We start from the raw sequence: 15,757 nt of genomic DNA on the forward strand, positions 1-15,757 counted from the left end.
CCCCTCAATGGCCGACCGAGGCGGCACCCTTTTCGCCGACCTGGGCATATTCGACGAAGCGGTCGAGATAGAACGGCTTGATGAGATCGTGCGGGCTATCGTTGGCGATGGTATGTGCCATGGTCATGCCGCAGACCGGCGTGGCCTTGAAGCCCCAGGTGCCCCAGCCGCTGTCGATGTAATAGTTCTTGACCGGGGTGAGGCCCATGACCGGGCTGAAATCCGGCGTCATGTCGGTCATGCCGGCCCATTGCCGCATCACCTTCACCTCGCCCAGCATGGGCAGCAATTCCAGCATGTGGCCGAGCAGGCCTTCCTTGAAATCGAGCGTCGAGCGCGTGGAATAAAGGCCATAAGGATCGGTCGATCCCCCCATCACCAATTCGCCGCGTGAGCTCTGGCTGACATAAACATGGAGCGAACCCGACACGATGATCTGGTCGAGGAAGGGCTTCAGCGGCACGCTGACACAAGCCTGCAGCGGGATGGTGCGGATCGGCAGGCGGAAGCCAGCCATCTTGGCGACGACCGAGGTGTTGCCGGCCACCGCCTGCATCACCTTGTTCGCGTAAACTGTCCCGCGCGGCGTCTCGACACCCTTCACCGTGCCATTCTCGATCAGGATCTTCGTGACCGGCGTCTGCTGGTGGATCTCGACACCGAGCTTGGCGGCACCCCGCGCATAGGCCCAGGCCACCGCGTCATGGCGCGCGATCGAGCCCGGCGGGTGATAGAGCGCCCCCATGATCGGATAGCGCACCTTGTCCGACATGTTGAGATGCGGGCAGAGCTTGGCGATCTCGTCCGGATAGATCAGCTCGGAATCGACCCCCAATTGCTTGTTCACCTCGGCGCGCCAGCGGCTGGTGCGCACCGCCGCGTCGGTATGCGCCAGGGTAAAGTGCCCGCGCTCGGAATAGAGGATGTTGAAATCGAGCTCCTGGCTGAACTCCCGGTAGAGCTTCAGCGATTGCTCATAGAACCGGACACCTTCCGGGGTCAGGTAATTGGAACGGATGATCGCCGTGTTGCGCGCCGTGTTGCCGCCGGCGAGATACCCGCGCTCCAGGATGCAGACATCGGTGATGCCGTGGGTATGGGCGAGGTAATAGGCCGCGGCCAAGGCATGCCCGCCCCCACCGATGATCACCACGTCATAGGATTTCTTGAGATCCTGCGCCTTCGGAATGAATCTCTCGGCCGGGTATTTCTTGCGAAAGCCGTAGCGGAGGATCTTCAGGGGAACGAAAGCCGGGAGCATGTTCGAAGCCTCGCTAACTGCATCGCCTTCAGGATGGCGGCAAGGCTATCTCAGCCGTTTCCGGTGCATTGTCAATAATCGACATGCGAAGACGGAAAATCGTCAAAGCCGCCGGAGGTCAGGGCAGCGGCGCCGCTTCGCTTTCGCGGGCCTGTTCCAGCATCCAGTTGCGCAGCAAGGTCGTGGCAGGGCGCGGCCGCGCCCCGATCGGCTCGATGAGGTAAAAGGCGAGATTGGTGATGAGCACGTCCTCGAATGGCCGCACCAGGTTCTTGTCGCGCAGATAATCGTCGACGAAATAACGCCAGCCGATCCCCACCCCCTCGCCCGCCACCGCTGCCTGGACCAGCAGGGGATAATTGTTGAAACGGATGCGGGCCGCCGGCAGCTTCACCCGCTCCGGCTGGTTCTGCGCCCATTCCTCCCAGCCGAGCCAGCGCGGGTCGGTTGATTCCAGTTCGAGGAGCGGCAGGCCGCGAAACTCCTCAAGGCTCAAAGGCAGCTTCCTGCCCTTCAATAATTTGGGGCTGACGATCGGGAACAGCTCGCCGCCGAACATGCGCGTGGCATTGACCGCCGGCCAATGGCCGTCACCATAGCGCACCGCCATGTCGATCCGCTCGATGGCAAGATCACCGAGCCCGTCCGAAGCCACCAGGCGCAAATCCATCGAGGCGTTGGCCGACCGAAAGACCGGCAGGCGCGGCATCAGCCAGAAGGTGGCAAAGCCCAGCGAGGCGCCGATTGTGACGTTACGCCGCCCCTGCTGCTGCCGCAGGCTTGAAGCGGTATCGGCGATCGACGTGAGGCCCGAAGTGACCGAACGATAGAGAATGTCGCCCTCGGGGGTGAGGCGCATGCCCCGGCGCGAACGCGAGAACAGCAGGACGCCGAGATCCGCCTCCAGATGCTGGATCTGCCGGCTGATCGCCGCCTGGGTGAGGCCAAGCTCGCGGCCGGCCGCCGTGAAACTCTCCAGCCGCCCCGCGGATTCGAAGGCGACCAGGGAATTCAGCGGTGGCAGGGAACGGCGCAAACCGGGTCGGGCCATGGGATTTCCAATCTCTTATGACATCCGCTTGCGACAGCATACAGCGGCGGCATCATGAGCCCCCCGTATATCGCCATCACCTAAGTCCGGATTTACATCGGGAAGCAGCTCACCGACACTAAAAAAGCGACCGACAAGCGCATAGCTACGCCACATGGGGAGTTTTCCGCCTTGCAGCCACGTCACGATTCGCCGCGCCTGCCGTTTGATCCGGCCGCCCTGGAACGGGTGCTGCTTCCCATCGAGACGGCCCGCGGCCTCCCCAACGAGGCCTATACAAGCCCCGGCTTCCGCGATTGGGAACGCGACCGGGTGCTGGCCAAAACCTGGTTCTGCATCGGTTTCGGGCGCGACGTGCCCAATCCCGGCGACGCCTTCCCCAGCCAGATCCAGGGCATCCCGGTTTTGATGCTGCGCCGCTATGACGGCGGCATCGGCGTCTTCCATAACGTCTGCTCCCATCGTGGCGCGCAATTGGTGACCGAACCCTGCAGCGTCAAGCGGCGCCTGCGCTGCCCCTATCATTCCTGGGTCTACGACCTCGACGGCCAGCTCATCGGCACGCCGCATATCGGCGGGCCGCGCATCAACGAGATCGCGGGCTTCGACAAGAGCGAGCATGGCCTGAAGCCGGTCCGCCATGCGCAGTTCTGGGACATGGTCTTTGTCAATCTGAGCGGCGATGCGGAACCCTTTGAAACCTATATCGCGCCCTTGGCGGCACGCTGGCGCGATTTCGACATGAGCCATATCCGCCATCCCGGCGAAATCGGCAGCCTGAAACTCGACGTTCAGTGCAACTGGAAGCTCGCGGTCGAGAATTACTGCGAGGCCTATCATCTCCCCTCGATCCATCCCGGCCTCAATTCGTATTCGAAGCTCGACGATCACTACAATATCGAGGAGCCCGGTCACTTCTCCGGCCAGGGCAGTCATGCCTATACGCCGCTCCTGGTGAAGGACGGGCCGAACCTGCCGCAATTCCCGAACCTGCCGCCCAAATGGGACAAGGCCGCGGAATATGCCTCGCTCTTCCCCAATGTGCTGCTCGGCATCCACCGCGACCATTATTACGCCATCCGCCTGGAACCGCTCGGGCTCGACCGAACCCGCGAACATCTGGAAATCTATTATGTCGGCGACGCCTCATCGGATCCGGCCTTCGACGACGTGAAGAAGGCCAACCTCGCTGCCTGGCGTACCGTCTTCGCCGAGGATGTCGACGTGGTCCAGCGCATGCAGAATGGCCGCGCCTCACCCGGCTATGACGGCGGCGTCTTCTCGCCCGCGATGGATGGACCGACGCATTGCTTCCACCGTTGGCTGGCGGAGAAGCTGCTGGCGGCCTGAACGGCTGCAAACATTCACTTTTGCGGCGCGGGGTGATTTCGCTATGCTCCGGCCATGTCCCAGCCCAAGCCAGCATTCAACGCCGCGATCCGCTATTCCGCCGAAGGATTCGACACCAGCCGCCAGAAACTGATGGGCCGCCACGCCGCCGGCGAGGGCTTCCTCAAGGGCTTTCTGCGCCATAGCGGCGTCGAGACCCTCTATTGCCACGCTGCGAGCAAGGAAGTGGCCGGTCAGTTCCAGCGCGTCGTCGGCAGCTTCGGCAACAAGACGCTGGTTCGTTGGCTCGACGAAGCCGATGCCGCGAGCCCAGCCGCCGCCGGCACCCTCTACATGTCCGACCCCACGCTCTCGGCCTCCGCCTGGCGCCGGCGCGCGGTGGGCCAGCGGCTCTATTCGCTTTGCGGTGTTACCCACACCACCGCCTCGGCCGGCGCCATGGATTGGCTGGTCAGCCTGCTCGCCTCGCCGGTACAGGAATGGGACGCGCTCATCTGCACGTCGCAGGTCGTGCGCGACACGATCGACCGCGTGCTCGGCGAGCAGCAGGAATTTCTCGCCTCACGTTTCGGCGCCGATACCTTCGTGCGCCCGCAGCTCCCGATCATTCCGCTGGGGGTCGACACGGACAACTTCGCCTCGACACCGGACGAACGGCAGGCAGCGCGTGCGGCCCTTGGCATCGGCGAGACCGAGATTGTCGTGTTGTTCGTCGGCCGTCTCTCTTTTCATGCCAAGGCGCATCCTCTGCCGATGTATCTGGCCCTGGAACGCGTCGCCCAGGCACTCGCCCGGAAGGACGGCCGCAAGCTGCGCCTGATCCAGGCTGGCTGGTTCGCCAATGATTTCATCGAGAAGGCCTTCCGCAAGGGTGCGGCGGAATTCTGCCCCAGCGTTGCCTGCACCTTCCTCGATGGCCGCAAACCCGATCTGCGCCGGCAGGCCTGGTGCGCCGCGAATATCTTCACCTCGCTCTCCGACAATTTCCAGGAAACCTTCGGCCTGACGCCGATCGAAGCCATGGCTGCGGGATTGCCCGGCGTGGTCACCGATTGGAACGGCTACCGTGACACCTTGCGCGACGGCATCGATGGCTTTCGGGTGCCAACCCTGATGCCGCGCAATGGCCTCGGGCGCGATCTGGCCGATCGCCACGCCGCGGGACTCGACAGCTATGACGTCTATTGCGGCCTCACCAGCCAATTCGTGGCGGTGGATCCAGGCGCGGTCGCGCGCGCCTATATGACCTTGATCGAGGATGGCGATTTGCGGCAGCGCATGGGCGAAGCCGCACGCAAGCGTGCTGTGGAAACCTTCGATTGGTCGGTCATCATCAGGCAATATCAGACGCTCTGGGGCGATCTCGCTGAAAGGCGGCAAAGCGCATCGGAGAGCGCGCCTTTGCAAGAGAACCGGCCGTCGCATCCCGCCCGCGCCGATCCTTTCTTCGCCTTCGAAACCTACCCGACCGACATCCTGACACCGGATCATCTGGTGTCGGCGACGCCTGGCGCCGACGGGGCGCGGCTGCAATTGCTGCTGCACGCGCCGTTCCTTGCCTTCTTCAAACCGATGGCGCCGAATATCGACGATTGCGCTCGCGTGCTCGCCGATTTGCAGCGGCGCGGTGCCGTGTCCGTGGGTGAAATCCTGGAAAGCGTCCCCGAAGCAAGGCGCGAGAGCCTGGAACGCGGCCTCGTCTGGCTCGCGAAACTCGGCCTCGTCACCTTGCGCGGGGGGACTATTTAGGGCGGTTAGTAGAAATAGCGCCGGTCGTTCTGGTCGGGATAAAGCCCAGCCACGAATTCGCCATAGCCATTATAGATCTGCGTATCGACCCGCTCGCCGGAACCGAGCAGCCGCTCCGAGGCCTGGCTCCAGCGCGGATGCGCGAAGGCCGGATTCACATTGGCATAGAAGCCGTATTCCGCACCCTGGATCGCTTCCCACAATCCCACCGGCTGCTTGTCGGTGAAGGTGATGCGCTGAATGCCCTTGGCTGATTTGAAGCCGTATTTCCAAGGCAAGGCAAGGCGCAAGGGCGCACCGTTCTGCTTGGGTGCCGGCTTCCCGTAAATGCCGGTCACCATGAAGGCGAGATCGTTGGTGGCTTCGGCCAGTGTGACACCTTCGATATAGGGCCAGGGATACCATGGCTCCGATTGCCCCTCCGCCACCTCCGGCATCATGAAGCTCTCGAAGCGCAGGAATTTGGCATCCGACGTCGGTTTGGCGAGCGCCACCAGTGAGGCGAGCGGAAAGCCGCTCCACGGCACCGCCATCGACCAGGCCTCGACGCAGCGATGGCGATAGAGACGTTCCTCGAGGGGCATCTGTTTCAGCAGATCGTCGATATCGAGGGTGAGCGGTTTCTCCACCATGCCGTCGATGGTCACGGCCCAGGGCCGGATCGGCAAAGCCTGCGCCGCCTTGACGATGTTCTTGGACGTGCCGAATTCATAGTAATTGTTGTAGCTGGTGGCGTCCGCTTCGGGCGTCAATTCGCGGTCGAGCTTGTAGCGATCGTTGCGGGGCACAGGATAGAGCCCGGCCGAGGGATCCGCCGCCGCGACCTCTGCATCCGCATCGGCTTCCTTCTCACAGGCCAGCAAGGTGGGCGCGATGATCGCCCCCGCGGCACCCGCCAGGAAACGGCGCCGGTTCCGGAACACATCTTCCGGCGTGGCCGCACTTTCCTTCAATTCCCAGCCGCGTACCTTCTTGATCCACATATTGGCGATCCTCTTCCGCACGGCCACACCCGAATGGGGCCTCTTCCAAGGGAATACGCAGGAACCCGCCCCGAGATTACACCCCGTCCCCCGATGTCACAAAGAAAAGGGCCGGTACCGCGCATGGCGCCACCGGCCCTTAACCTTTGGAAATGAAGGCCTTTTACTTCGTCAGCAGGGCCCGCAGCATCCAGGCGTTCTTTTCATGGATCTGCATGCGCTGGGTGAGGAGATCGGCCGTCGGTTCATCGCCGGCCTTGTCCGCCGCGGGGAAAACGCTGCGCGCCGTCTTCGAAACCGCTTCCTGGCCCTGGACCAATTGCTTGATCATGTTCTCGGCCGTCGGCACGCCCTGCTCTTCCTTGATCGAGGAGAGCTTGGCATAAGCCGCATAGGTGCCGGGTGCCGGATAGCCGAGGGCGCGGATGCGCTCGGCAACGAGATCGACCGCCAAAGCGAGTTCCGTGTATTGCGTCTCGAACATGAGATGCAGCGTGTTGAACATCGGCCCTTCGACGTTCCAGTGGAAATTATGGGTCTTGAGGTAAAGCGTGTAGGTGTCCGCCAGGAGACGCGACAGGCCGTCAGCGATGGCTTTGCGATCCTTCTTGGAGATGCCGATATCGATTTCCATGGTCTGACCCTCGAACAAGGTTGGGAGCGGGATTCGGATGATGAAATGCTCTTTGGAGAGCTTCAAATGTGGCGCGTATCCCGGACCTTCGCAAGGCTTTAACCGGAAAGCGTACGAGCGATTTTGTCGCGGCCGATGATCGGCAAATTCGATCACCAGCCGCGACGGATCGCCTACTTCAACTTTTCGCAGGCCCGGATGATGCGGGTGCAGGCATCTTTGAGCGCCTCGGTCGAAGTCGCGTAGGAGATGCGGAAATGGGGGCTGAGGCCGAAGGCCGAGCCCTGCACCGCCGCCACACCTTCCGATTCCAGCAGATAGGTCACGAAATCGTCGTCGGTCGCGATCTTCTTGCCCTCCGGCGTGGTCTTGCCGATCGCCCCGGCGCAGGACGGATAGACATAGAACGCCCCTTCCGGCTTGTGGCAGTGGAGACCCGGCGCCTTGTTCAGCATCTCGACCACCATGTCGCGGCGTTCCTTGAACGACACGTTGTGCTTGGCGATGAAATCCTGCGGGCCGTTGAGGGCCTCGACCGCCGCCGCCTGGCTGATCGACGAGGGGTTCGAGGTGGATTGCGACTGGATCTTGGCGATGGCCTTGATGAGCGGCGCCGGCCCACCCGCGTAACCAATGCGCCAGCCGGTCATGCAATAGCTCTTCGAAACGCCGTTCATGGTGAGCGTGCGCTCATAGAGCTTCGGTTCAACCTCGGCGATGGTCGCGAACTTGAAATTGTCATAGACGAGATGCTCGTACATGTCGTCGGTCAGCACCCAGACATGGGGATGCTTCAGGAGCACGTCGGCCAGCGCCCTCAATTCGGCCGCGGTATAGGCGGCGCCGGTCGGGTTGCTGGGCGAATTCAGGATCAGCCATTTGGTCTTCGGCGTGATCGCGGCTTCCAGCATTTCCGGCTGCAGCTTGAACTGATGGTTCTGGCCACATTCGACGAAGACCGGCGTGCCTTCGGCCAGATGGACGATATCCGGATAGGAAACCCAATAGGGCGCCGGAATGATCACTTCGTCGCCCGGGTTCACCGTGGCGATCAGCGCGTTGTAGAGCACCTGCTTGCCGCCGGTCCCTACCGTGATCTGGTCGATCTTGTAGTCGAGATTGTTCTCGCGCTTGAACTTGGCGATGATCGCCTTCTTCAGCGCGTCGGTGCCGTCGACATTGGTGTATTTGGTGTCGCCCGCATTGATCGCCTTGATCGCCGCCTGCTTGATGTTGTCCGGCGTGTCGAAATCCGGCTCGCCGGCGCCCAGACCGATGATGTCGCGGCCCTGCGCTTTCAGTTCGCGCGCTTTCATCGTGACGGCGATGGTGGGGGACGGCTTGATGCGGTCGAGACGGTCGGCAAGGAAGGCCATGTCGGATCACCTTTGGAGGAGCGATTGGGAAGGCAAATGCGGGCCGGAACATAGCCCCCGCCTTCCAGCCTCGCAACCCCCGCTCATGCAGATCAGACGCGCCTCACATGCCTAGGCATAACGCCTTGCCTGGCTGACGGAAATTGTCACCATGACAGTTCCAAGGGCGATGCCGAGATCGAGCTTTTCGCCCAAAAAAGCGGCAGCCAGCAGCAATCCGATAAAGGGCTGGAACAACTGGATCTGGCTGACCTTGGCCGTGCCGCCCAGGACCATGCCCCGGTACCAGAAGAGGAATCCAACGAACATCGAAAAGACCGTCACGTAGCCAAGCCCGACCCAGGCCGATGCCGGGACCAAAGCGGGCGCCGCGGGCCAGGCCAGCAACATCGCCGGCAATGAGAGGGGCAGGCTGATGACGAGGCCCCAGGAAATCACTGCGGCCGGCGCCATCTTCTGCGCAAGGCGTGCGCCTTCGGCATAACCCACCCCGCTGCCGATGATCGCCCCGATCATCAGGAGATCGGGCAGGCTGAAATTGCCGCCGCCCATATAGACCGCGTAGGAAGCGACGCTGGCAGCCCCGAAGACCGCCCAGAACCAGAAGGCCCGTCGTGGCCGCACCGTGCCGATCATGGCACCGACGAGACAGGTCGACAGCGGAATGAGGCCGACGAAAAGAATGCCATGGCTGGCCGAGACCCATTGCATCGCCAGGCCCGTAAGGACCGGAAAGGCGATGACGACGCTCAAGCCCACGATGGCAAGACCGCGCCATTCCTGGCGGCTCGGCCAGGCAGCGCGCTCCCACAGCAGCCAGCCCATCCCCAGCAGGGCGGCACCCACCGCGCGCGCGGCGCTGACGAACCAGGGATCGAGGGCGAGCACCGCGGCACGGGTCGCCGGCAGCGAGCCGCCGAAAATGATGACCCCGATCAGGCCATAAACGAAGCCGCGCAGCACCATCGGGTTTCTCGGTGCGGCATCCAATGTGGCGGCGGTCATGCCGGCGGTCTCCTTCTTTATTGAGACCGGCAGAATGGGCGTGGGAGGCTGGCGCCGACAGGCACACTTCCGATACAATCTTCCAAACTATACCAGTACAAAGACCGATACAGATGGACTTATCGTTGGAGCGCGAGACCGGGCCACTCACCGCGCGCATCGCCCAGGCCCTCACCAAACGCATCGCGGCGGGGGCGCTCGGGGCCGGACAGAAACTCCCTTCCGTGCGGCGCCTTGCCGACCAGCTCGGCGTCAGCCCCTTCACGGTGGTTTCGGCCTATGACCGGCTGGTGGCCGAGGGCCTGGTCACGGCGCGGGCGAAATCCGGCTTCTTCGTGGCGCCGCGCGGAACGGCAACCAGCCAGCCCCTGGCGCTGGACCCGCTCCCCAGCCGGCGCACCGGGATCAACCCCATCTGGATGATGCGGCAATCGCTGACTGCCGGACCTGGCCAATTGACACCGGGTTGCGGCTGGCTGCCGCCCGATTGGTTGCCGGACGATTCCATCCGCGCGGCTTTGCGCGCGCTCGCCCGCCAGGATCCGAAGAATACCGGCCGCGAGCTGGTCGAATACGGCGTACCTCTGGGCTATCGCCCCTTGCGTGACCTGCTGGCGCGGCGCCTGAACGAGCTGGAAATTCCTGCCGAGCCGGACCGGCTGCTGCTGACCGACAGCGCCAGCCAGGCGATCGATCTGGTCTGCCGCTATCTGGTGGCACCGGGCGACGCTGTGCTGGTCGACGATCCCGGCTATTTCAATTTTCATGCGGCCATACGCGCGCAGCGCGGCACCTGCATTTCGGTGCCGATGACCCCGCAAGGCCCCGATCTCGATGCCCTCGATCGCCTTGCCGCCACGCATCGCCCCAAGCTCTACCTCACCAATGCCGGCCTTCAAAATCCCACCGGCGCGCGCATGGGTCTTGCCGTCGCACATCGCCTGCTCGGCCTCGCCCAGCATCATGATTTCCGCATCCTCGAAGACGACATCTTCCGCGATTTCGAAGCGCAGCCGGGGCTCCGCCTCGCCGCCCTCGACGGCCTCAACCGTGTCATCCATCTCGGCAGCTTTTCGAAGACGCTCTCCGCCGCCACACGCATCGGCTTTCTGGCCGCCGATGCCGCTACACTCACCGATCTTGCCGATCTCAAACTCGCGATCAGCTTCGGGAACAACGAGCTTTCGGCGCGCATCATTCATCGCCTGCTCAGCGACGGCAGCTACCGCAAGCATGTCGCCAACCTGCGCGACCGCCTGGCGCGCTGCCGGTTTCAGGTATCGAAACGCCTGGTCAATCTCGGCCTCACGCCCTGGCTGGATCACGCGGCCGACCCGGGCGAAGGCCTGTTCCTATGGATGGCCCTGCCATCCGGCAAGAAGGCGGAGGCACTCGCCGAAGCAGCGCGCGACATGGGCGTCATTCTGGCCCCCGGCAAAGTCTTCAGTGCCGGCAATGACGCGCGCTGGCGCAGTCATCTTCGCTTCAACGTGGCCCAGAGCCTCGATCCGCGTCTGATATCGGTGCTCAAGACGGTGCTTGCCTGAGTCCGGTGCAAGGCCATACGACTTATCGATGAATATAGGATGAATGACCCATCTAGGCTGAAAGTCGGATGAACTGGAAAGGATCGATTTTTATTCCCATAAATTACATTCATTTTCGCTCTTATATCAAAAACAACAGCGCATTATGATGCGCCTCCAGGTTGTTTATTTCAGATCGTGAAACACTGCCAAATACCTAGACCTGCGTTGCCGCGAGAGAAAGGTACGCTGATGTTGAGGCTTCAGAAGGCATCGAGTTTCCGGGAAATGGTCGAGGACATGCCGGTCAACGTGATGACCTGCCGCCTCTCCGATTTCGTCATCGATTACGCCAACAAATCGACCATCAAGACCCTGCAGAAAATCGAACATGTGCTGCCCGTGAAAGCCGCCGCCCTGGTCGGCAGCTCGATCGATGTCTTCCACAAGAACCCCGCGCATCAACGCAAGCTGCTGGCCGATCACCGGAACCTGCCGTGGAAGGCACGCATCACCATCGGCGGTGAAATCCTCGACCTTCTCGTGACGCCAATCATGAATGGCGGCCGCTACATGGCACCGATGCTGACCTGGGATCTGGTGACCCAGCAGGTCGAGATGGAGGCCGAGCAGACGCGCCTGCGGCAGATGATCGACGACATGCCGATTGCGATCATGACCTGCGACCTCGATTGCAACATCAACTACATCAACCGTACCAGCATCGAAACCTTGCGGACGCTGCAGAGCCATTTGCCGGTGCCGGTCGACAAGCTGATCGGCCAAAGCATCGACGTCTTTCACAAGAACCCGGCGCATCAGCGGCGCCTGCTGGCCGACCCGAAGAACCTGCCCCACAATGCCAAGATCCGTGTGGGTCCTGAGACCCTCGACCTGCGTGTCTCGGCGATCCTGGACACTCAAGGCAAATATCTCGGCCCCATGCTTTCCTGGTCGGTGGCGACGCGCTCGGTCCGGATGGCGGATGATTTTGAAAGTCGCGTGAAAGCCGTGGTCGAGACCGTGGCGAACGCCGCCATCTCCCTGCAAGCCACCGCCAGCAGCCTGACCGAGGCCACCGGCCGTGTGCGGTCGCAATCGGCGACCGTTGCGGCCGCGGCCGAGCAACTGTCGAATTCCGTGCAGGAAATTTCCCGCCAGACCGGCCATGCCTCGAATGTGACTCAAGCGGCGGTCGGCTCAACCCGGGCAGCCGATTCATCGGTCAATCTGCTCAGCACCTCCGCCGACAAGATCGGGGATGTGGTCAAGCTGATCTCCGACATTGCCAGCCAGACCAATCTGCTGGCGCTCAACGCCACCATCGAGGCGGCGCGCGCGGGCGAAGCCGGCAAGGGCTTTGCCGTGGTGGCTTCGGAGGTGAAGAGCTTGGCCGTGCAGACCTCCAGGGCAACCGATGAAATCTCGAGCCAGGTCAGCAGCATCCAGGGGGCCAGCGGCACGGTCATCGGCACCATCCGCCAGATCGGCTCGACCATCAGCACCATCGACGAGGTAACGACGGCGATCTCGGCGGCGGTGGAGGAACAGAATGCCGCCACCCAGGAGGTCGCGCGCAATATCGAGGAGGTGACGGCGGCCTCGGATGCAAGCGGCGCGGATGCGGCCAAGGTCCAGAGTGCCGCGAACGAACTGGCGGAAAATGCCCGCGTCCTGGCAGTGGAAGTCGACCGTTTCCTGGCCGAAATCCGCTCCTGGTAGGAATTTTGCGCTTCGCCGCGCTTATTTCACGGAATTTAAACCATATTCCGCGAGTATCCGGCTGCGCCGCCCACATTTTCGGGCGTCAGGCGCCGGAAGACTTCGCATGGATGGTAACGATCAATCGATGCCGCGGACGCCGCAACCGTCTCAGACGCCGCGGCCGGGCGTCAAGCATATCAGCCTCGCTTTGCAGGGGGGTGGCTCCCATGGCGCGTTCACCTGGGGCGTCATGCACCGCCTCATCAGCGAACCCAGGATCTATATCGACGGCCTCTCGGGCACCAGTGCCGGGGGCATGAACGCCGCCGTCTTCGCCGATGGCTTCCTCAAGGGCAAGCGCCAGGGGGCGATCGACGCCCTGCAGGCCTTCTGGATGGGCGTCTCGCAGCTCAACCCGCTCCCGCGCGCCTTGCCGCGCGGCGTTCCAGGCCTGACCGACTGGAATGTCGACGGCGATCCCAGCTTCATGTGGCTGGATTATGCGACACGCATGTTCTCGCCGCTGCAGCTCAATCCGATGCGCGTCAATCCCCTGGGCGATCTGCTGCGCGATCTGGTCGATTTCGAGAATCTGCGCAGCCATCCGCAGGTGAAGCTCTTCGTCACCGCATCCAATGTGCGCACCTGCCGCTCGCGCATCTTCCGCACGCCGGAGATATCGGCCGACGCGCTGCTCGCCTCGGCCTGCCTGCCCCTGCTGTTCGAAGCCGTCGAGATCGAGGGCGAGCATTACTGGGATGGCGGCTATCTCGGCAACCCGGCCATCCATCCGCTCATTCATGAATGCGACAGCAGTGATGTGGTCATCGTCCAGGTCAATCCGATGAATCGCCAGGACGTCCCCCTGTCATCGCGGGACATCCTCAACCGCATCAACGAAATGACCTTCAATTCCAGCCTGGTGCGCGAGATGGAAGGCTTTGCCACCATCACCCGGTTGATCGAAAGCGGCGAATTGCACAACGACCGCTACACCGCCGTGCGCTTTCACGAGATCAGCGCGGAATGCGAATTGGCCGAGATGGGTGCGCTCAGCAAGATGAACACCGAACGCGCCTTCCTTGAGCATCTCCACCAACTCGGCTATGAGACGGCGGATAAGTGGATCGCACAGCATTTCGAGCGTATCGGCTGGGAAAGCACCATCAACCTTGCTGAACGGTTCGGCTGAAACGAAAGTTCATATTGCTCATCATGCTCACCCGCGTCCTCTGCGCTGCCGGCGCAGCACTCTTCGCTCTCAACATCGCCGCTTCAACTGCCGCCGCTGAAACCCGGATTGCCTTCGTCAATCCCGGCCTCAAGGATGAGTTCTTCTGGCCGGAAGTCTCCCGCACGATGCAGGCCGCGGCCGATCAATTCGGCTTCTCGCTGGAGATCGTCTACGCCGAGCGCGATGCGCAGCGCATGATCAACCTCGGTCTCGCCCAGGTCGCGCAGGCGACACCCCCCGACATCCTCATTCTGGTGAACGAGTTCCAGGCAGCACCGGAGGTCCTGGAGGCGGCTGACGCCAGGGGCATCAAGGTCCTCATGCTGCTCAACGCCTTCATCGGCGAGCAATTGCGGGAGATGGACGTTCCGGGACGGAAGCATCCCCATTGGATCGGCAGCCTGGTGCCCAGCAATCTTGGTGCCGGGCAACGCATGGCGGAAACGCTGACGGAATGCATGGCCGATCACGCGCTCGCGGATTCCGCGGACAAATTCCACGTCCTCGCTTTGGCCGGCGATGCGCGCACACCGGCCTCGCTGGAACGCACCGCCGGCATGCATGCCGGCTTCGCCAATGCCAAAAGCGTTGTCATCGACCGCCATTTCCGCACCAACTGGCAGGCGCCCGACGCCAGGCGCCAGACGCTCAACTACCTCGATTGGACCAAGACCCATGACGTGCGCCCATCCGGCATCTGGGCTGCCAATGACGCGTTGGCTTTGGGCGCCATCGAGGCGGTCCGCGAACGTGGGCTCAAGCCCGGCAGCGATATCTGCATCGTCGGCCTCAACTGGTCGCCCGATGCGCTGACGCTGGTCCGGGACGGCGTCATGGCCGGCACCGACGGTGGTCATTTCCTGGCCGGCGGCTGGGCCATGGTCATGATCAACGATTATCTCCAGCAAAAGAAGCCGCTCGGCAATGTCTCCTTCGAGATGGCCGGCATCGACCGCCATAACGTGCAGCAATTCATGGCGGAACTGGGGAACCGCGACTGGCGGCGCATCCCCTTCCCCCGCTTTGCCCGCACCGATTCCGGCTACGACTTCTCGCTAACGCGTATCCTCACCTATCTCAGCGAATGACTCTCACTGGGCCTTGCTTCGGGATTGCTTGGTACGCGCCCAGAGGTTGAGCCCTTCCACCAGCGCCGAAAAGGCGATGGCGAAATAGAGATAGGCTTTCGGGATGTGGAAGTGCAGCCCTTCGCCCACCAGCGCCATGCCGATCAACAGCAGGAAGGAAAGGCACAGCACTTTCACTGTCGGATGCTTGTCGACGAAATTGCCGACCGGCTGCGCCGCCGCGATCATGACGATCATGGCGACAACCACCGCCGCGACCATGACCGAGAGGTGCTCGGCCATGCCGACCGCGGTGATCACGCTATCCAGCGAGAAGACGATATCGAGAAGCGCGATCTGCACGATCGCAGCGCCGAAGGTCAGATATTTGCCGCCCTTCGGACCACCCTCGGCACCCTCGATGTGATGATGGATTTCGGTCGTGGCCTTGGCCAGCAGGAACAGGCCGCCGCCCAGCAGGATGACGTCGCGCCAGGAAAGCTCGAAAGCCAGTTCCGGCCCGAACCAGCCGATCGTCAGGATCGGCGCCGTCAATCCGGCGACCCAGGCGATCGAGGCCAGCAGGATGAGACGCGTGCCCAGCGCCAGCAGCAGGCCGACACGTCGCGCCATTTTCTGCTTTTCCGGGGCGCAGCGGCTGGCCACGATCTGGACGAACAGCAGATTGTCGATGCCAAGAACGATTTCCAGTGCCGCCAAGGTCAGGAAACTCAGCACGACCTGCGGGTCGGTCATTAATTCCAGCATGATGTGACGTCCGCTCCCCCGGAAAGATCTTAAGATGCAAGATCGCAAA

General features: G+C 62.6%; 13 protein-coding genes. 6 read left to right on the top strand and 7 right to left on the bottom strand.

The window, feature by feature from the left end; translation table 11 throughout:
- Positions 1–4: 4 nt before the first annotated feature.
- Positions 5–1,261 carry an FAD-dependent oxidoreductase gene (locus ACE3PR_RS04715; RefSeq protein WP_374368732.1) on the bottom strand — a complete coding sequence of 419 codons (1,257 nt, stop codon included), beginning with the start codon at positions 1,259–1,261 and terminating at the stop codon, positions 5–7.
- 118 nt (positions 1,262–1,379) lie between these two features.
- Positions 1,380–2,312: a LysR substrate-binding domain-containing protein gene (locus ACE3PR_RS04720; RefSeq protein WP_374368734.1), complete on the bottom strand. Its 933-nt coding sequence runs from the start codon at positions 2,310–2,312 to the stop codon at positions 1,380–1,382.
- 171 nt (positions 2,313–2,483) lie between these two features.
- Here ACE3PR_RS04720 and ACE3PR_RS04725 point away from each other — a divergent pair, with 171 nt between their 5' ends.
- A complete protein-coding gene (locus ACE3PR_RS04725) occupies positions 2,484–3,662 on the top strand; it encodes an aromatic ring-hydroxylating dioxygenase subunit alpha (RefSeq protein ID WP_374368736.1) in 1,179 nt (392 codons plus the stop codon).
- 54 nt (positions 3,663–3,716) lie between these two features.
- Positions 3,717–5,411 (top strand): glycosyltransferase family 4 protein, encoded by a 1,695-nt coding sequence (locus ACE3PR_RS04730; protein WP_374368738.1) that lies wholly within the window; start codon positions 3,717–3,719, stop codon positions 5,409–5,411.
- A gap of 5 nt (positions 5,412–5,416) precedes the next feature.
- Here ACE3PR_RS04730 and msrP read toward each other — a convergent pair whose 3' ends face one another.
- From msrP to ACE3PR_RS04750, 4 genes are all read right to left on the bottom strand, one after another.
- Positions 5,417–6,394, bottom strand: coding sequence for a protein-methionine-sulfoxide reductase catalytic subunit MsrP (gene msrP, locus ACE3PR_RS04735; RefSeq protein ID WP_374368740.1), 978 nt, complete (start codon positions 6,392–6,394; stop codon positions 5,417–5,419).
- 163 nt (positions 6,395–6,557) lie between these two features.
- Positions 6,558–7,028, bottom strand: coding sequence for a Dps family protein (locus tag ACE3PR_RS04740; protein ID WP_374369326.1), 471 nt, complete (start codon positions 7,026–7,028; stop codon positions 6,558–6,560).
- Between the two features lie 173 nt (positions 7,029–7,201).
- Positions 7,202–8,404 (bottom strand): pyridoxal phosphate-dependent aminotransferase, encoded by a 1,203-nt coding sequence (locus tag ACE3PR_RS04745; RefSeq protein WP_374368742.1) that lies wholly within the window; start codon positions 8,402–8,404, stop codon positions 7,202–7,204.
- A 111-nt stretch (positions 8,405–8,515) separates the two neighbouring features.
- Positions 8,516–9,409 (bottom strand): DMT family transporter, encoded by an 894-nt coding sequence (locus ACE3PR_RS04750; protein WP_374368744.1) that lies wholly within the window; start codon positions 9,407–9,409, stop codon positions 8,516–8,518.
- Between the two features lie 113 nt (positions 9,410–9,522).
- On the opposite strand from ACE3PR_RS04750, the gene ACE3PR_RS04755 reads away from it, so the two are divergent.
- From ACE3PR_RS04755 to ACE3PR_RS04770, 4 genes are all read left to right on the top strand, one after another.
- Entirely contained in the window at positions 9,523–10,956 is a 1,434-nt protein-coding gene (locus ACE3PR_RS04755; RefSeq protein WP_374368746.1) for a PLP-dependent aminotransferase family protein, read from the top strand.
- 231 nt (positions 10,957–11,187) lie between these two features.
- Positions 11,188–12,657, top strand: a complete 1,470-nt coding sequence (locus ACE3PR_RS04760; protein WP_374368749.1) for a methyl-accepting chemotaxis protein — start codon at positions 11,188–11,190, stop codon at positions 12,655–12,657.
- A gap of 106 nt (positions 12,658–12,763) precedes the next feature.
- Positions 12,764–13,831, top strand: coding sequence for a patatin-like phospholipase family protein (locus ACE3PR_RS04765; protein WP_374368751.1), 1,068 nt, complete (start codon positions 12,764–12,766; stop codon positions 13,829–13,831).
- 23 nt (positions 13,832–13,854) lie between these two features.
- Positions 13,855–14,961: an ABC transporter substrate-binding protein gene (locus ACE3PR_RS04770; RefSeq protein WP_374368753.1), complete on the top strand. Its 1,107-nt coding sequence runs from the start codon at positions 13,855–13,857 to the stop codon at positions 14,959–14,961.
- A gap of 3 nt (positions 14,962–14,964) precedes the next feature.
- Here ACE3PR_RS04770 and ACE3PR_RS04775 read toward each other — a convergent pair whose 3' ends face one another.
- The gene (locus tag ACE3PR_RS04775) at positions 14,965–15,708 is read right to left on the bottom strand and encodes a TerC family protein (RefSeq protein ID WP_374368755.1); all 744 of its coding nucleotides are present in this window, start codon (positions 15,706–15,708) and stop codon (positions 14,965–14,967) included.
- Positions 15,709–15,757: the final 49 nt, after the last annotated feature.

Origin of the sequence: Dongia sp., assembly GCF_041909655.1 — a bacterium.
Classification (GTDB): Bacteria; Pseudomonadota; Alphaproteobacteria; order Dongiales; family Dongiaceae; genus Dongia.